Source organism: Pseudomonas sp. VE 267-6A, assembly GCF_024126555.1.
Taxonomy (GTDB): Bacteria; Pseudomonadota; Gammaproteobacteria; order Pseudomonadales; family Pseudomonadaceae; genus Aquipseudomonas; species Aquipseudomonas palmensis.
Genome location: NZ_JAMYBY010000013.1, coordinates 1 through 17,175, shown reverse-complemented (window position 1 = coordinate 17,175; position 17,175 = coordinate 1). Strand labels below are relative to the sequence as shown.

17 protein-coding genes are annotated in these 17,175 nt (G+C 64.9%); 8 read left to right on the top strand and 9 right to left on the bottom strand.

Features of this window, described 5'->3' with window-relative positions; all coding sequences use genetic code 11:
* Window positions 1-2 precede the first annotated feature (2 nt).
* Window positions 3-248, bottom strand: a complete 246-nt coding sequence (locus tag NJH59_RS16275; RefSeq protein WP_229590274.1) for a hypothetical protein — start codon at window positions 246-248, stop codon at window positions 3-5.
* A 235-nt stretch (window positions 249-483) separates the two neighbouring features.
* On the opposite strand from NJH59_RS16275, the gene NJH59_RS16270 reads away from it, so the two are divergent.
* Entirely contained in the window at window positions 484-972 is a 489-nt protein-coding gene (locus tag NJH59_RS16270; protein ID WP_253087019.1) for an LEA type 2 family protein, read from the top strand.
* A 14-nt stretch (window positions 973-986) separates the two neighbouring features.
* Here the strand turns inward: NJH59_RS16270 and NJH59_RS16265 are convergent, their stop codons facing one another.
* Complete coding sequence (locus tag NJH59_RS16265) at window positions 987-1,241, bottom strand: hypothetical protein (RefSeq protein ID WP_043861131.1); 255 nt, start codon at window positions 1,239-1,241, stop codon at window positions 987-989.
* A gap of 130 nt (window positions 1,242-1,371) precedes the next feature.
* Here NJH59_RS16265 and NJH59_RS16260 point away from each other — a divergent pair, with 130 nt between their 5' ends.
* Window positions 1,372-1,692 (top strand): YqjD family protein, encoded by a 321-nt coding sequence (locus tag NJH59_RS16260; protein ID WP_043861132.1) that lies wholly within the window; start codon window positions 1,372-1,374, stop codon window positions 1,690-1,692.
* Window positions 1,693-1,767: 75 nt separating this feature from the next.
* Here NJH59_RS16260 and NJH59_RS16255 read toward each other — a convergent pair whose 3' ends face one another.
* Together NJH59_RS16255 and NJH59_RS16250 are read right to left on the bottom strand one after the other, a co-directional pair.
* A complete protein-coding gene (locus NJH59_RS16255) occupies window positions 1,768-2,394 on the bottom strand; it encodes a response regulator (protein ID WP_088514900.1) in 627 nt (208 codons plus the stop codon).
* Window positions 2,395-2,408: 14 nt separating this feature from the next.
* Entirely contained in the window at window positions 2,409-4,208 is a 1,800-nt protein-coding gene (locus NJH59_RS16250; RefSeq protein ID WP_043861133.1) for a PAS domain S-box protein, read from the bottom strand.
* A 198-nt stretch (window positions 4,209-4,406) separates the two neighbouring features.
* Here NJH59_RS16250 and NJH59_RS16245 point away from each other — a divergent pair, with 198 nt between their 5' ends.
* From NJH59_RS16245 to NJH59_RS16235, 3 genes are all read left to right on the top strand, one after another.
* Window positions 4,407-6,029, top strand: coding sequence for an acyl-CoA synthetase (locus NJH59_RS16245; protein ID WP_088514884.1), 1,623 nt, complete (start codon window positions 4,407-4,409; stop codon window positions 6,027-6,029).
* A 29-nt stretch (window positions 6,030-6,058) separates the two neighbouring features.
* A complete protein-coding gene (locus NJH59_RS16240) occupies window positions 6,059-7,828 on the top strand; it encodes an acyl-CoA dehydrogenase C-terminal domain-containing protein (RefSeq protein ID WP_058540428.1) in 1,770 nt (589 codons plus the stop codon).
* 156 nt (window positions 7,829-7,984) lie between these two features.
* Entirely contained in the window at window positions 7,985-8,989 is a 1,005-nt protein-coding gene (locus NJH59_RS16235) for a FecR family protein (protein ID WP_043861136.1), read from the top strand.
* Window positions 8,990-9,019: 30 nt separating this feature from the next.
* Here NJH59_RS16235 and NJH59_RS16230 read toward each other — a convergent pair whose 3' ends face one another.
* Window positions 9,020-10,339 (bottom strand): Na+/H+ antiporter NhaC family protein, encoded by a 1,320-nt coding sequence (locus tag NJH59_RS16230; RefSeq protein ID WP_078481101.1) that lies wholly within the window; start codon window positions 10,337-10,339, stop codon window positions 9,020-9,022.
* Between the two features lie 264 nt (window positions 10,340-10,603).
* Between NJH59_RS16230 and NJH59_RS16225 the strand changes: the two genes are divergently transcribed.
* Entirely contained in the window at window positions 10,604-12,751 is a 2,148-nt protein-coding gene (locus tag NJH59_RS16225) for a methyl-accepting chemotaxis protein (RefSeq protein ID WP_054916516.1), read from the top strand.
* Between the two features lie 5 nt (window positions 12,752-12,756).
* Here NJH59_RS16225 and NJH59_RS16220 read toward each other — a convergent pair whose 3' ends face one another.
* Genes NJH59_RS16220 through NJH59_RS16205 form a run of 4 tightly spaced genes read right to left on the bottom strand, consistent with a single transcriptional unit; the run spans window position 12,757 to window position 15,366 of the window.
* Window positions 12,757-14,079: a sensor histidine kinase gene (locus NJH59_RS16220; protein ID WP_043861138.1), complete on the bottom strand. Its 1,323-nt coding sequence runs from the start codon at window positions 14,077-14,079 to the stop codon at window positions 12,757-12,759.
* Window positions 14,076-14,744, bottom strand: coding sequence for a response regulator transcription factor (locus tag NJH59_RS16215; protein ID WP_043861139.1), 669 nt, complete (start codon window positions 14,742-14,744; stop codon window positions 14,076-14,078). Before NJH59_RS16215 ends, NJH59_RS16220 begins: the two co-directional genes overlap by 4 nt.
* Entirely contained in the window at window positions 14,744-15,058 is a 315-nt protein-coding gene (locus NJH59_RS16210; RefSeq protein ID WP_043861140.1) for a PepSY domain-containing protein, read from the bottom strand. The genes NJH59_RS16215 and NJH59_RS16210 overlap by 1 nt, the downstream gene beginning before the upstream one ends.
* Window positions 15,058-15,366: a PepSY domain-containing protein gene (locus tag NJH59_RS16205; protein ID WP_043861141.1), complete on the bottom strand. Its 309-nt coding sequence runs from the start codon at window positions 15,364-15,366 to the stop codon at window positions 15,058-15,060. Before NJH59_RS16205 ends, NJH59_RS16210 begins: the two co-directional genes overlap by 1 nt.
* A 156-nt stretch (window positions 15,367-15,522) precedes the next feature.
* On the opposite strand from NJH59_RS16205, the gene NJH59_RS16200 reads away from it, so the two are divergent.
* Window positions 15,523-16,605, top strand: a complete 1,083-nt coding sequence (locus NJH59_RS16200; protein WP_078481103.1) for a patatin-like phospholipase family protein — start codon at window positions 15,523-15,525, stop codon at window positions 16,603-16,605.
* Window positions 16,606-16,656: 51 nt separating this feature from the next.
* Window positions 16,657-17,013, top strand: a complete 357-nt coding sequence (queD, locus tag NJH59_RS16195) for a 6-carboxytetrahydropterin synthase QueD (protein WP_043861143.1) — start codon at window positions 16,657-16,659, stop codon at window positions 17,011-17,013.
* Window positions 17,014-17,175: the final 162 nt, after the last annotated feature.

The following is a 17,175-nucleotide window of genomic DNA, read 5'->3' as shown; positions in this document are numbered from 1 at the left end:
GATCAGGGCGTACGCGTCGATTCGCGCGGCGGGCGGGAGGGGTCCAGGCGCGGCGGCACCTGTTCACGGCGCAGGTTCTGGCCGTTGCCGATGCCGCCATTGTCGAGGGTGGGTGGGCGCGGCAGCGGCTGGGTGGAAGGCCCGCGCGGCGGTGGCGTGGAACGCACGGTGCCCTGCTGGGAATTGGGGTTGGCGCGGCGCACCGGGTCGTTGTAGGGATTGCCCGCGTCGGCGGCCTGAACAGGCATGCCCAGTATCAGGCTCAGTGCTGCGCCGGTCAGTGCCGGCAACCATCGGTTCATCGCGTTCATCTCCTGCACAACGTCAGTGGCCCCAGGCGTTGGATAGCCTACGGCGCGAGAGGTTCGCGATGAAACCCGCTGCCGGGCCGGAGATGATTCAGATTGTTACGCTGCTTGCGCCACTTTCAACCGCGCCGGGCATTTGCCACACTGCAGAGACATTTGTCCGGAGCCAAGCCCCATGCCCTGTTTCCTGCGTCATACCCTGCGTGTCGGCCTGGGCCTGCTGCTGGCCCTAAGCCTGAGCGCCTGCGCGTTGCTGCAGGGGCGCGTCCCGTTGACCATCAGCGTGATCGGCATCGAGCCGCTGCCCGGCCAGGACCTGGAAATGCGCATGGCGGTGAAACTGCGGGTGCAGAACCCCAATGAAACGCCCATCGACTACAACGGCGTGGCGCTCAACCTGGAGGTCAATGGCCAGCCGCTGGCAACCGGGGTCAGCGATCAGCACGGCAGCATCGGGCGCTATGACGAAGCGGTACTGAGCATTCCGGTGAGCATCACCGCGTTCTCGATGCTGCGCCAGGCCGTGGGCCTGAGCCGGGTGAGCAACCTGGATGGCATGCCCTATGTGCTGCGCGGCAAGCTGGCCGGGGGCGCCTTCGGCACGATGCGCTTCACCGACAGCGGGCGGCTGGCGCTGCCCAAGCCCACCGATACGGCGTGGTAGCGCTGGGGGGTCGGCTACTTGGCAGCCGCCATCAGCTTGTTGACTTCGCTGCGCACCATGTTGGCGAACTCCGGCGGCGACATGCCGTCGAGCTCGGCGCGCACCCACTCGGCCCATTTGCCCTTGCGCCGCGGCTTCTCGCTGATCAGCCGCGCGGCTTCGGCCTTGGCCTTGCCCAGGTTCGATTGCCAGAGCTCGAACAGTCGCGACTTCTCGTCCTCGATCTGTGCCCGCTCGGCGAAGCTCATGTTGGCCAGATTGAAACTCATGGGGATTCCTGCCACTTGAAAATGGGGGCTATCTTACACTGTAGCCACCGAGCGCCGCCAAGGCGCTGCAACTTTCGGCGCGCTCAGGTATCCATTGATACAGTGACCATCATTCAACGAGGAAGCGTACATGGCCAGGAAAAGCACCCTTAAAGCCGATGCCGAACAAATCAAGGACCAGGCCTTCAGCGAACTGCAGGCGCTGATCGAAGAGTCTGACAAGCTGCTCAAGGACAGCTCCACCCTGGTGGGCGAAGAAGCCGAGACCCTGCGCGCACAGGTGGGCCTCAAGCTCAAGCAGGCCCTGGATGCGGTGGGCGGCGTGCGTGAAAAGGCCAAGCCGGCGGTGGATGCCACCGAGGATTACATTGGCGGCCACCCGTGGCAGACCGTGGCGATTTCGGCCGGCTTCGGGCTGGTGGTCGGGCTGTTGCTGGGACGTCGCTCCTGACACCCAATCGCGGGTCAAGCCCGCTCCCACAGGCTTGCACTGTACCTGTGGGAGCGGGCTTGACCCGCGATGCATTCAACGCAGTTTCAAGGGGTCCACCACCCCACACGCAATCGCCATCCCCACCAGGTCCGGCAGGTGTTCGGCCTGCATGCGCTTCATCACCCGCGAACGGTACAGGTCCACGGTCTTCACGCTGACCTGCAACTGCTCGGCAATCTCCCGATTGGTATAGCCCTGCACCAGGGGCACGAACACGTCGCGCTCACGCGGGGTGAGGCTGTCGATGCGCCCCTGCACTTCATCGCGCTGGCGACTGCTGACCTGAACCCGTGACGAGCGCCCGAGGGCATCCTGCACGCTGTCGAGCAACAACTGGTCGTTGTAGGGCTTCTCGATGAAATCGATGGCCCCGGCCTTGAAGGCGCGTACCACGATCGGCACATCGGCATGCCCGCTGACAAAGATCACCGGCACCTGCACGCCCCGGGCGCGCAAGGCTTCCTGCACGCTCAGCCCACCCATGCCGGGCATGCGCACATCCAGCAGCACGCACGCCGGCAACGCCGCATCGCAGGCCTCCAGAAAAGCCTGGCCACTGGTGAACGGCAGCGCCTGCAGGCCCACCGACTCCAGCAGCCAGACGGTGGAGTCGAGCATGCCCTGATCGTCGTCGACCACGTAGACCTTCGGTTCCTGCATGGAAATCCCCTTGTTCATGCACTGGCCACCGGCGCCAGCCGACAGCACAAAATCAATCCGCCGGTATCACCCGGGTGCGCCTGCAAGGTACCGCCGAACCCTTCGACGATACTGCGGCTCATGCTCAAGCCCAGCCCCAGCCCTTCGGGCTTGCTGGTGGTAAACGGGGTGAAGATGCCGTCCAGTTGCTCGGCGGCCACCCCGGGGCCCTGGTCGGCCACCTGGATACGCAGCCAACCGGCCTGCTGGTCGGCGCTGATCAGCACGCGCGAAGGCGCCCCGGCATGCTGCTCGCGGTTGGCGTCGATGGCGTTGCGCAACAGGTTGAGCAGGACCTGTTCGAGCAAGACACGGTCGGCGTATACCGGCGGCAGGTTGTACACCATGTGCTGCTCGATGGTCACCTGGGCCTGCGCCGCCTCCCAGGCACACAGGCGCACGGCCTCGCGCGATACATCGGCCACGTTGAGCGCCTGCAAGCGGCGCGGCTCCTTGCGCAGGAACGAGCGCAGGCGCTTGATCACTTCGGCGGCATGGGTGGCCTGCTCGGTGATGCGCTGCAGGCCCTGGGCGACCCGCCCGGCCGCCTGCGGGTCACGCTCCACCGCCAGCAGGTAGCGCTGGCTGGCACTGGCATAGTTGACCACCGCTGCCAGCGGCTGGTTGATCTCGTGGGCGATGCCGGAGGCCAGCTCGCCCAGGGTGACCAGCCGCGCGGTGTGCGCCAGTTCATCCTGGTGCCGGCGCTGCTGGCGTTCACGCAGCTCGCGCTCGGTCATGTCGCGAGCCACCAGCGAGTAGTAGCGCTCGCCACCTGCCGCCCGGTGCGCCAGCAGTACCAGCGACACCGGGAACGGCGCCGAGCCGTTGTAGGGCGCCAGCCGCGCCTCGCATTGCCACACCCCTTCGCGCTCGGCGCAGGCCCAGCCCTCTTCGTCGAGGCGTTGCAGGGCTTCTTCGTCCAGCAGCTCGCGCAGGGGCGGCACGGCCTGCACCTCCAGCAGGCCCAGTGCACGCCGGGCGGAACGGTTGAGGTAGGTGAGCTGGCCGGCGGGGTCGGTGAACAGCACCAGGTCGGTGTTGGCCTCGACCACCTCGGCCAGGCGCCGGCGGTTTTCCTGGGCTTCGATGCGCACGGTGATGTCACGTGACACGCTGACGATCTCGACCACCGCACCGGTGTAGGTTTCGCGGATGGCGCGGCTGGCGATCTCGAACCACAGGTCGCGGCCATCGCGGTGGCGCACGCGGCAGGTCATGGTCTGGTAGCCGTCCTGCTCCAGCGCCTGGGAGGCCTGCAGCAGCGATTGCTGGCGGTCCTGGGGGTGAAACAGCGACTGCACCGCCACCCCGCGCAGCTCTTCCGGCCAGTAGCCCAGCAGGCGATAGGAGGCCGGCGAAGCATCCAGGAAACACCCGTCGGGGGTATGGCGCGAGATCAGGTCGGTGGTGTTTTCGGTGATCAGGCGGTACAACCGACGTGCCTGGCTGGCCTCGCGCTCGGCCAGGCGCTCCACCGTGGCGTCGCGACAGCGGGCCAGCACCTGCAGGCCGCCCTCCAGCGGGACGAAGGTCCACAACAGGATACGCTGTTGCACCAGGGCCTCGACCTCGGCAATCGCCCGCTGCTGGTGCAGGCAGGCGCTCACCAGCGCCTTGTAGTTGGCGGGCAGCAGGCTGCCCACGGGCGGCTTGGGCCAGGTGTCGAACAACGCCTGCACCGCCGGGTTGGCGGCCACCACCTGGGCGGCGGCATCGAGCAGCACGGTGGGTTGCGGGTCCTTGTCGAGCAAGGCCGAGGGAGGAAAGGTCACTTGGGGCTCCGGCTTTTTATAGTATTTATACCATATTGCTATAGTCTATCTTCCAAGTAATATGGAGAACAGCGTAAAAATGAAACACCGAAGTCGGTATACGTACCGCCTTCCAGAAACCTGATCAGAGCTAACAATCAGCCATCGGAGGTTTCAGCCAGCGCCTGATCGCGGCTGCCTCCTGCACAGGAACCGTTCATGTCGATCTTCTCCCAGGGCCTGCAGCCCGCCCCCGTCAACCATGTCGCCCTTTCCCCGCTGAGTTTCATCGAACGCACGGCTGCGGTCTATGGCGATTACCCGGCGGTGATCCATGGTGCCATCCGCCGCAACTGGCAGGAAACCTACCAGCGCTCCCGCCGCCTGGCCAGCGCCCTGGCCGGCCGCGGCATCGGGCTGGGCGATACGGTGGCGGTGATGCTGCCCAACATTCCGGCCATGCTCGAGGCGCATTTCGGTGTGCCGATGATCGGTGCGGTGCTCAACGCCCTGAACGTGCGCCTGGATGCCGAGGCCATCGCGTTCATGCTCGAGCACGGTGAAGCCAAGGTGCTGATCACCGACCGCGAATTCCACAAGGTGATCGAAGCAGCGCTGGGCCTGATGGCCCACCCGCCGCTGGTGATCGATGTGGACGACCCGGAGTACGGCGAGGGCCGCGCCGTCAGCGACCTGGATTACGAAGCCTTCCTGGCCGAGGGCGACCCCGAGTTCGTGTGGCACTGGCCCGAGGACGAGTGGCAGGCGATCTCGTTGAGCTACACCTCCGGCACCACCGGCAACCCCAAGGGGGTGGTCTATCACCACCGCGGCGCCTACCTGAACGCACTGGGCAACCAGATGACCTGGGCCATGGGCAACCACCCGGTGTACCTGTGGACCCTGCCGATGTTCCACTGCAATGGCTGGTGCTACCCGTGGACCGTGACGGCCCTGGCCGGCACCCATGTGTTCCTGCGCCGGGTCGACCCGCAGAAGATCCTGACCCTGATTCGCGAGCACCAGGTCACCCACCTGTGCGGCGCACCGATCGTGCTCAATGCGCTGATCAACATGCCCGACTCGGCCAAGGCCGCCATCGACCACCCCGTGAACGCGATGGTGGCCGGGGCGGCGCCACCCGCCAAGGTGATCGGCGCGGTGGAGGAAATGGGCATCAAGGTGACCCACGTCTACGGCCTGACCGAGGTCTACGGCCCGGTGACGGTGTGTGCCTGGCATGCCGAATGGGACGCGCAGCCGCTGGAGGAGCGGGCCCGCATCAAGTCGCGCCAGGGCGTGCGCTACCCTACCCTCGAGGGGCTGATGGTGGCCGACCCGCAAACGCTTGAACCGGTGGCCCGCGACGGCAACACGCTGGGCGAGATCTTCATGCGCGGCAACACCGTGATGAAGGGCTACCTGAAGAACCCCGAGGCCACCGCCGAAGCCTTCCGAGGCGGCTGGTTCCATACCGGCGACCTGGCAGTGTGGCATGCCGACGGCTATGTGGAGATCAAGGACCGGCTCAAGGACATCATCATTTCCGGAGGCGAGAACATCTCGACCATCGAGGTCGAAGACACGCTGTACCGCCACCCGGCCGTGCTCGAGGCTGCGGTGGTCGCCCGCCCGGATGAAAAATGGGGCGAAACCCCCTGTGCCTACGTCACCCTCAAGGCCGGTTTCGAAGGTACCCGCGAGGCGGACATCATCGCCTTCTGCCGCGAGCATCTGGCCGGCTTCAAGCTGCCCAAGACCGTGGTGTTCAGCGAACTGCCGAAAACCTCCACGGGCAAGATCCAGAAGTACCTGTTGCGCGACTGGGCCAAGGCGCTCTGACTTTTTTTCACCTTTATTCGGAAACCGTTATGCCTGAGTTCAATGCACCGCTGCGCGACATGCGTTTTGTTCTTCACGAAGTGTTCCAGGGCCCGGCCCTGTGGGCACGCCTGCCGGCGCTGGCGGCCAGCGTCGACGCGGATACCGCCGATGCGATACTGGAGGAGGCGGCCAAGATCACCGGCCAGCTGATCGCCCCGCTCAACCGCAGCGGCGATGAGGAAGGCGTGCACTTTGCGCAGGGTCGGGTCACCACTGCGCAGGGGTTCGTGCAGGCCTGGCAGACCTACCGCGAAGGCGGCTGGGTCGGGCTGGCGGGCAACCCAGAGTACGGCGGCCTGGGCATGCCCAAGATGCTCGCGGTGCAGTTCGAGGAGATGCTCTACGCCGCCAACTGCAGCTTCAGCCTGTATTCGGCGCTGAGCGCCGGCTGCTGCCTGGCCATCGACGCGCACGCCAGCGAGGCATTGAAGGCCACCTACCTGCCGGCGCTGTACAGCGGGCAGTGGGCCGGCACCATGTGCCTGACCGAACCGCATGCAGGTACCGACCTGGGGATCATCCGCAGCAAGGCCGAACCCCAGGCCGATGGCAGCTACCGGGTCAGCGGCACCAAGATCTTCATCACCGGCGGCGACCAGGACCTGACCGAGAACATCGTGCACCTGGTGCTGGCCAAGCTGCCCGACGCGCCGGCCGGGCCCAAGGGCATCTCGCTGTTTCTGGTGCCCAAGCGCCTGGTGGGCGAGGACGGCAGCCTGGGTGAAACCAACGCGGTGAGCTGTGGATCGATCGAGCACAAGATGGGCATCAAGGCCTCGGCCACCTGCGTGATGAACTTCGATGGCGCCGTGGGCTACCTGGTGGGCGAACCCAACCGCGGCCTGGCGGCGATGTTCACCATGATGAACTACGAGCGCCTGTCCATCGGCATCCAGGGCATCGGCTGCGCCGAGGCGTCGTACCAGAACGCCGCACGCTACGCCCGGGACCGCCTGCAAAGCCGCGCCGCCACCGGGCCGCTGGCCAGCGACAAGGTGGCCGACCCGATCATCGTGCATGCCGATGTACGGCGCATGCTGCTGAGCATGCGCGCCCTGACCGAAGGCGGCCGGGCGTTCGCCACCTATGTCGGCCTGCAGCTGGATATCGCCAAGTACGCCGAGCAGCCGGAGGAGCGCGAGGCCGCGCAGCGCCTGGTGGCCTTGCTGACGCCGGTGGCCAAGGCGTTTTTCACCGACATGGGCCTGGAAAGCTGCGTGCTGGGCCAGCAGGTGTTCGGCGGGCATGGCTACATTCGCGAATGGGGCCAGGAACAGCTGGTGCGCGATGTTCGCATCGCGCAGATCTACGAAGGCACCAACGGCATCCAGGCGCTGGACCTGCTGGGGCGCAAGGTGGTGGCCGATGGCGGACAGTCGCTGGCGCTGTTCGCCAACGAGATCCGCAGCTTCTGTGAAACCCGTCCGCCCCTGTGCGAACCGCTGCTGCATGCCCTGGCGCAGCTGGAAAGCGTGAGCCAGTGGGTACGCGAGCAGGCCACCGGTGATGCCAACGCGGTGGGCGCGGCGTCGGTGGAGTACCTGCACCTGTTCGGCTATGTGGCCTACGCCTACATGTGGTCGCGCATGGCGGCCACTGCCCGCGAACGGCGCGAGCAGGAGCCGGCGTTCTACGAGGCCAAGCTGGCCACGGCTACCTTCTACGTCGAGCGTCTGCTGCCCAGGGTACTGTCGTTGCAGGCCAGCATCCGCGCAGGCAGTGCGCCGCTGTACCAGTTGCCAGCCGAGCTGTTCTGAGCCGCGCAACGCTCCAGGCGGGTGCTTAAACGATAAAAACCACGCATTTGCGTGGTTTTTCGTTCAAATATTTCTTACAACTGATAGTCATTCACGATGAACTCGGTTCTCGTTGGCCACCTGCCAAGGGTAGAATGGCCAAAACCGGGAGTATCAATGAACCAAACCAGCCTCAGCGCAGCCGAACTTGATGCCATCACCGATGCCGCTGCGCACTGGTGCATGCGCCTGCATGCTGAGGACTGCAGTGAACAGGAACGTGCCGCCTGCGCGCAATGGCGCGCAGCCGACCCACTGCACGAGCAGGAATTCCAGGCCATGCAGGAGATCTGGCAGACCGCCGACCACCTGCCCCGCCCTGCTGCCCCGGTAATCACCCTGTCAGCCAGGCCCCGCGGGCGCGCCTTGCGTCGGCTGGCCTCGGCTGCGGCCGTGGCGCTGGTGGCGCTGCCGATTGGCGCCTGGGTGGGCTGGGAACAGGGCTGGCTGCCCAACAGCTATGAGCGCGTTGAAAGCGGCAATGCCATCGCCCGCGCGGTGCTGCCGGATGGCAGCGAGGTGGAGTTGAACCTCAACACCACCCTGCGCTACGCCAACTACAAGGACGAACGACGGGTGACGCTGGTCAACGGCGAGGCCTTCTTCAAGGTGCAGCACGATACCCAGCACCCGTTCGTGGTGCGTGCCGGCAAGGGCCAGACCCGGGTGACCGGTACCCAGTTCAACGTGTGGAAGTACCAGGACCAGGTGAAGGTCACCCTGGTGGAAGGTTCGGTGCTGGTCAGCAGCAACAGCAGCGACCCGGACAGCGGCTATCGCCTGGGCCCCGGCATGCAGGCCAGCTACCGTCGCGGCGACTACGAGCCGGCCCTCAGCCAGACCTATGCCCACGACACCAGCCTGGCCTGGCGCGGCGGCAAGCTGATCCTCGACAATCTGCCACTGGACCAGGCCCTGCCGCTGATCAACCGCTACCTGGAAACGCCGTTGCTGCTGGCGGACGCCAGTACCGGCAGCATCCGCATCAGCGGCATCTACAACACCACCGAGGTCAATCGCCTGGTGAGCAACATGCCCAAGGTGCTGCCGGTGTACCTGACGCGCAACAAGAACGGCGATACGGTGCTCAACCGCATCTCGCCGCCCCCGCGAAAAAGCTGAGCCTCGCGCCCAGCTCTGCACCCTGGCGCGTTACAGCACCATCGCCGCTACCCAGCCGAACGCCAGCAACGGCAGGTTGTAATGCAGGAAGGTCGGCACCACCGTGTCCCAGATGTGATGGTGCTGGCCGTCGACGTTCAGGCCCGAGGTCGGGCCCAGGGTCGAGTCCGACGCCGGTGAGCCGGCATCACCCAACGCGCCGGCAGTACCGACGATGCACACGGTGGCCAGCGGGTCGAAGCCCAGTTGCACGCACAGCGGCACGAAGATCGCCGCCAGGATCGGCACCGTGGAGAACGACGAACCGATACCCATGGTCACCAGCAGGCCCACCAGCAGCATCAGCAGCGCCCCGACCGCCTTGCTGTGGTCGATCCAGCCGGCGGAGGCCTCCACCAGGGTCTTCACTTCGCCGGTGGCCTTCATGACCTCGGCAAAGCCGGACGCGGCGATCATGATGAAGCCGATCATGGCCATCATCTTCATGCCTTCGGTGAACAGGTCATCGGTGTCCTTCCAGCGCACGATGCCCGACAGCGAGAAGATCAGAAAGCCCGCCATCGCACCGATGATCATCGAGTCCAGCCACAGCTGGATGATGAACGCCGCGGCGATCGCACAGCCGGCCACCATCAGCGTCAACGGGTTGTAGCTGACGGCCACCTGCTCGACCTGCTCGATCTTTGCCACGTCGTACACGCGCTTTTTGCGGTAGCTGAAGAACACCGCCAGCAGCAACCCGAACAGCATGCCCGCCGCCGGTATGGCCATGGCCTGGGTCACGTTGACGCCGCTGACATCCACCCCGCTACGGCTGACGTTGGCCAGCAGGATCTGATTGAGGAAGATGTTGCCGAACCCCACTGGCAGGAACATGTAGGGGGTGATCAGGCCGAAAGTCATCACGCAGGCCACCAGGCGCCGATCGATCTGCAGGCGAGTCAGCACGTACAGCAGTGGCGGCACCAGCAGCGGAATGAAGGCGATATGAATGGGCAGGATGTTCTGCGACGAGATCGCCACCACCAGCAACAAGCCGATCAGCAGCCACTTGATCTTGCCGCCTTCGGCATTGCCCTGACCATGGAACATCGACAGGGCGCGATCGGCCAGCGCATGGGCCAGCCCGGACTTGGCGATGGCCACGGCGAATGCGCCCAGCAGCGCATACGACAATGCCACCGTGGCGCCGCCACCCAGGCCGCCGTTGAACGCCTTGAGCGTGCCTTCGATACCCAGGCCGCCCACCAGGCCGCCGGCGAGCGCGCCGATGATGAGGGCGATGACCACGTGCACACGGGCCAGGCTCAATATCAGCATGATGCCGACCGCGGCAATTACTGCATTCATTTCATGACCTCTAGAAACCAGACAAAGCTTGCGCTGCGGCGACAGACTGCGAGCGCAGTGGCCGAACGACAGGTGTTTTTATGGGAGGGCGCACACTCTGAAGCAGCACCCGCCACTTGTCAAAGTACGGGGCTAGACGGCTGCACGCGGGTCGCATGCATGACTGAAAACGACGCATTTCAATTGAACGTTTGAATAAAGAAAAACTGCGCCTGGCCGTTACAGTCGTCAGCCTCAATCTTTTTTGGATCAAAGGACTTCGTCATGTCGTCGAGACAACTTTCCATCCAGTGGAAAATCACCCTGCTGGCCGGGCTCTGCCTGGCCAGCATCGTTACGCTGCTGGTGGGCCTTTCGCTGTACCGCATGGAGCACAACTCCGAGCTGGTCAAGGCCAGCAGCATGCAGATGCTGACCGAAGCGGCCCAGTCGCGTATCGAGTCCCAGGGCGAAGTCCAGGCCTTGAGCATCCGCCGCCAGTTCATGGATGCCTACCAGTACGGTGCAGGCTTTGCGCGCCAGGTGCTGTTTTTGCGCGAGCAGGCCGAAAAGCGCTTTCTGGACGCCTTCGACCTGCGCGAGGACATGACCCGCCAGGTGCGCGCCGCGCTGCAGGCCAACCCCGACCTGCTGGGGCTGTCGCTGGTGTTCGAGCCCAACGCCCTGGACAACAAGGATGCCCTGTTCGCCAACCAGGCCGAGCTGGGCAGCAACGAGGCCGGCCGCTTTGCCCTGTACTGGTCGCAGCCCACGCCCGGCAAGCTGACCTCGATGGCGCTGCCCGAAAAGGACATGACCGACACCAGCATCGGCCCCAGCGGCGAGCCGGCCAACACCTGGTCGGTGTGCCCGCGTACCACGCGCAAGACCTGCGTGATCGAACCCTACTTCTATGACATCGCCGGTCAGCGGGTACTGATGACCAGCATCGTGTTCCCGCTGATCGTGGCCGACAAGGTGGTCGCCACCCTGTCGATCGACATCAACCTGAACAGCCTGCAGGCGCTGAGCCAGCAGGCCAGCCAGAACCTGTACCAGGGCCAGACCCGCATCGGCATCATCAGCCCGGTCGGCCTGCTGGCCGGCTACAGCCCGGATGCGGGCAAGCTGGCGCAACGCTTCGACCAGGTCGACAGCACCAGCGGCAAGGAGCTGATAGGCCTGCTGAGCAGCGGCACGCCCCTGCAGAGCCTCCACAAGGACGAGCGCCTGAAGGTGCTGGCATCGTTTGCACCGATTCCGGGGGGCAAGCCCTGGGGCGTGCTGCTGGATGTGCCGCAAAGCGCCCTGACCGGCCCGGCCGAGACCCTCAAGAACGAGCTCGACCAGCGCAATACCAGTGGCACCCTGATCGAGCTTGGCCTGGGTGTGCTGGCCGCGATCGTGGGGCTGCTGCTGATCTGGGTGATGGCGCGCAGTGTGACCCGCCCCATCCTGGGCGTGGCCGCCATGCTCAAGGACATCGCCAGCGGCGAAGGCGACCTGACCCGCCGCCTGAACTACGACAAGCGCGACGAGCTGGGGGAACTGGCCGGCTGGTTCAACCGCTTCCTCGACAAGCTGCAGCCGATCATCGCCGAGGTCAAACGCTCGGTGCAGGCGGCGCGCGACACTGCCGACCAGTCTTCGGCGATTGCCTCGCAGACCAGCGCCGGCATGGAGCAGCAGTACCGTCAGGTCGACCAGGTGGCCACGGCGTCCCACGAAATGAGCGCCACCGCCCAGGATGTGGCGCGCAGTGCTGCGCAAGCGGCCCAGGCGGCGCGTGACGCCGACCAGGCGACCCGTCAGGGCCTGGCGGTGATCGACCGCACCACCACCAGCATCGATACCCTGGCAGCCGACATGAACACCGCCATGGCCCAGGTCGAAGGCCTTGCCGACAACAGCGAGAAGATCGGTTCGGTACTGGAAGTGATCCGCTCCATCGCCGAGCAGACCAACCTGCTGGCGCTCAATGCCGCCATCGAGGCGGCCCGTGCCGGGGAAGCCGGGCGCGGCTTTGCGGTGGTGGCCGACGAGGTGCGCAACCTGGCCCGACGCACCCAGGAGTCGGTGGAGGAGACCCGTCAGGTGATCGAGCAGCTGCAGGCCGGCACCCGCGAGGTGGTGGGCGCCATGGACAGCAGCCACCGCCAGGCCCAGGGTAGCGTCGACCAGGTCGGTCAGGCCGTGACTGCGCTGCGCCAGATCGGCGAGGCCGTCACCGTGATCAGCGACATGAACCTGCAGATTGCCAGTGCCGCCGAAGAGCAGAGCGCGGTGGCCGAGGAAATCAACAACAACGTGGCGACCATTCGCGATGTGACCGAGTCACTCTCGGAGCAGGCCAATGAGTCGGCGCGGGTCAGCCAGTCGCTGAACAGCCTGGCCAACCAGCAGCAGGGGCTGATGGACCAGTTCCGCGTCTGATGGTGTTATCGGGCTGCCCTGCGGGGTAGCTCGATGCTCACCCGCAGCCCGCCCAGCGGGCTTTCCAGCAACCTCATCTGCCCACCCCAGGCTTCGGCGATATCGCGAACGATGCCCAGGCCAAGCCCATGGCCATCGACCTGTTCGTCGAGCCGCGCACCGCGCTCCAGCACCCCGGCCCTGGCATTTTCGGGGATGCCCGGGCCATCATCGTCCACCCACAGGCGATACACCCCGCCCTCTTGCTCGATGCTCAGGCAGACCTCGCTGTCGGCCCACTTGCAGGCGTTGTCCAGCAGGTTGCCCAGCAGCTCGAGCAGGTCTTCGCGGTCCCAGGGCAAGGACAGCCCATCGGGCACCTGATGGCGGATGAGCAGGTGATCGCCGTGAATCATGCCCAGGGTCGATAGCAGGCCCGGCAGTTCGGTGGCGCAATCGAAATGCGCCCCCGGCAGGGCATCGCCGGCCAGCCGGGCGCGATTGAGTTCGCGGCTCAGGCGTTGCTGGATCTGCTCCAGCTGAGCCTGCAACTGGGCGCGAACCTCGGGCAGGTCGTTCAGGCGCTCGCTCGACGCCAGGCTCATCAGCACCGCCAGGGGAGTCTTCAGGGCATGCCCCAGGTTGCCCAGCGCGTTGCGTGAACGTCTGAGGCTGTCTTCGGTGTGTGCCAGCAGGTGGTTGATCTGCGCCACCAGGGGCTCAAGTTCGACAGGCACCTCACTGTCGAGCTGCGAGCGCTTGCCCTGCTGCAGTTGGGCGATCTGTTCGCGCGTGCGTTCCAGTGGGCGCAGGGAGCGTGTGACCGTGATGCGTTGCAGCACCAGAATCAACAGCAGCGCCACCAGTCCCAGGCCAAGGCCGAGCTGCTGCATGCGCCGGAAGCCGTCGCGCACGGGGGTATAGTCCTGCGCCACGCTGATCGAGATCGCCTGGCCCAGGCGCCGGTAGTCGGCACGCAGCACCAGCAGTTGCTGGCCAGCCGGGCCCAGCTCCAGGCCCGCGTGCAGGCCGGGAGTTGGCGGACGGGGCATGTCCATGTCCCAGAGCGAGCGGGAACGCCAACTGCCCCCTTCGAAATCGATACGGAAGTAGTAGCCGGAAAACGGCCGCTGGTACGCCGACGACAGACGTCGCTCGTCCAGTTCGAGGCCGCTGTGGCCGCGCACCAGCGCCACCAGCAGGTTTTCGCTTTCCTTGCGCAACCCCGTCTCCAGGTAGCGCTGCAACCCGACCTCGAACAGCCACAGGCTGATCTGCGCCAGGGCCAGGCCGACCACCACCAGTACACCGACCAGCCCCAGGCTCAGGCGCGCCTGGATCGACTTCACTCGACCACTCCGCCAAAGCGATAGCCCTGGCCGCGATGGGTTTCGATCACGCTGCGCCCCAGCTTGCGGCGCAGGTGGTTGACGTGTACTTCGAGCACATTCGAGTCGCGCTCGGTTTCGCCGTTGTACAGGTGCTCGGCCAGGTGGCTTTTGGAAAGGATCTGCTGCGGGTGCAACATGAAGTAGCGCAGCAGGCGAAACTCGGCGGCGGTCAGTTGCACGTCCTGCCCGTCGCGGCTCACGCACTGGCGGCCTTCGTCCAGGTGCAGGCCGGCGGCCTGCAGGGTCGGCTGGTTGGCCAGGCCACGGGCGCGGCGCAGCAGCGACTGGATGCGCAGTTGCAGCTCTTCGGGGTGAAAGGGTTTGCTCAGGTAATCGTCGGCACCGGCCTTGAGGCCCTCGATGCGCTCGGCCCAGGAACCCCGTGCGGTCAGGATCAGCACCGGGGTCGACAGCCCGCCGGCGCGCCATTGGGCCAGCACTTCGAGGCCGGGCAGGCCAGGCAGGCCCAGGTCCAGGATAATCAGGTCATAGGGCTCGCTGCTACCCTGGTACACCGCATCTCGGCCGTCGGCCAGCCAGTCGATGGCGTAGCCCTGGCGCTGCAGGCTCTGGGTGAGTTCATCGGCCAGCGGGACGTTGTCCTCGACCAGTAACAGGCGCATCAGTCATCTTCCTCATCTTTGATCAGCACACCCGTGCGTGCATCGAACTTGATTTCACGCACGACCCCTTGCGGGGTGACCAGCTCGACTTCGTACTCGTAGCGGTTGTGCTTCTCTTCCAGCTCCGCCTCAAGCAACTTCGCCCCGGGGTAACGCCCCAGGGCGGAGTTCAACAGTTGCTCCAGCGGCAGGATGATGCCCTTCTGACGTAGCTCCAGGGCTTCATCCTGATCGAGGTCGCGGGCCAGGGCCGGCGTACAGAAGACCAGCAATGCGAGGAACAGCCACGGTGCCGTTCGCTTGCGTGCAGTCATCAGGTGTCCTTGGCGTCCTTGAGTACTTCACCGGTCTTGGCATCAAGGTCCACGTCCCATTCGACGTTCTGCGCGTCACGCAGTTCGACCTTGTACACATAACGGCCGTACACGTCCTCGAGCTCGGAGTCCTTGATGGTGGCACCCGGATGCTTGGCCAGCGCTTTTGCGTTGAGGTCATCCAGCGACAGGATGGTCTTGGCCTGGACCAGCTGCACGACTTCATTGGTGGGGATGTCTTTAGCCAGCGCAACGTTGGCGCTCAGGGCAAGGGCGGCGGTGGCGAACAGGGCAGTCAATGTTTTCATCGTGTCTCTCCATTTAGGATCAATCTTGCTTACGGGTTCAGAATACCGAACCGAACTTAACTGAAACTGAAAACAACTGGCGCCATGATAGCTCAGGCGCGCCCCTGTTCCGTCCACGCTTCTCTATAATCGTTGATCCAGGACAACGAGGCCCTTATGAGCTCAATCCAGATCAAGTTTCCAGCGCTGACACTCAAGGCCGGCACGCGGGCGTTTGCCCATGTACGCGAACGCGGTCTGCAGGCTGCAGACGTGGGGGTGCTACCGGGCGCTGCAGGCGGCCCCAAGGCGCTGGGTATCCAGGGTATCGACCTGGCGCTGTTCGGCCAGTGGCTGCCCACAGCACCGCGCGCGCGCTCGCTGATCGGGGCATCGATCGGCTCCTGGCGCTTCGCCAGTGCCTGCCTGCCCGACCCCGCCCAGGCCCTGCTGCGCCTGGGCCATCTGTATACCGAGCAGGATTTCGCCAAGGGCGTGACCCAGGCCCAGGTCAGCCAGAGCTGTCGTCGCATGCTCGATGACCTGCTGGAGGGCCAGGATGCTCGCATTCTCGACAACCCCCACTATCGGCTCAACATCATGCTGGTCAGAAGCCACGGCCTGCTTCAGCACGATCATCGAGGCCGACTGGGCGTAGGCCTGTCGTCGGTGATTGCCGACAACCTCGTGAGCCGTTCGCGGCTGGCCCGGCACTTCGAACGCGTGATCCTGCATGACGCACGCTGCGCACCGCCGTTGAACCCCCTCACGGACTTCCCTTCGCGCTGCCTGCCGCTGGCGGTCGACAACCTGCGTCATGCCCTGCTCGCTTCAGGCTCCATTCCCATGGTGATGGAAGGCGTGCGGGACATTCCGGGGGTCGGGGCGGGCACCTACCGGGATGGTGGCTTGCTCGACTATCACCTCGACCTGCCCTACAGCGGCGAGGACATCGTGCTTTACCCTCACTTCACCCACAAGGTGGTGCCGGGGTGGTTCGACAAGGCCCTGCCCTGGCGGCGCAGCAATGCGCAGTACCTGCAGAACGTGCTGTTGCTGGCACCCTCGCCGCAGTACCTGGCCCGCCTGCCCTACGGCAAGCTGCCGGATCGCAGCGACTTCAAGCGCTTCATGGGCGATGCCGGTAACCGCCAACGTTACTGGCGTACCGCCATGAGCGAAAGCCAGCGGCTGGGCGACGAGTTTCTGGAACTGGTGGAAACCGGCAAGCTGCACCAGCATCTGCAACCGTTGAAGTAGGCTTGCTGTTAAACTGCCGGTCAGCATTGGTTTTCAGAGTTCTAAGATACCGTGGAAATTTTCAAAGAGTTCACCTTCGAATCGGCCCACCGCTTGCCGAATGTGCCCGCCGGGCACAAATGCGGGCGCCTGCACGGCCACTCCTTCAAGGTTGCCTTGCACCTGACCGGCCAGCTGGATCCGCATACCGGCTGGATTCGCGACTTCTCGGAGATCAAGGCGATTTTCAAGCCGCTGTACGAGCAGCTAGACCACAACTACCTCAATGACATCCCTGGCCTGGAGAACCCGACCAGCGAAGTGATTGCCAAATGGATCTGGGACCAGGTCAAGCCATTGCTGCCAGAACTGAGCAAGGTGCGTATCCATGAGACCTGCACCAGTGGCTGCGAGTATTACGGCGACTGAGCTGACAGTGACATATCTGAAAACCACCTCCCAAGGTGGTTTTTTTATGCCCGCCTTGCAGGAAACTTTCGGCCCACAAAGACAAAACCCCTACCTGCAGATGCAGATAGGGGTTTCGGAATTTAATCTTGACGATGACCTACTCTCACATGGGGAAACCCC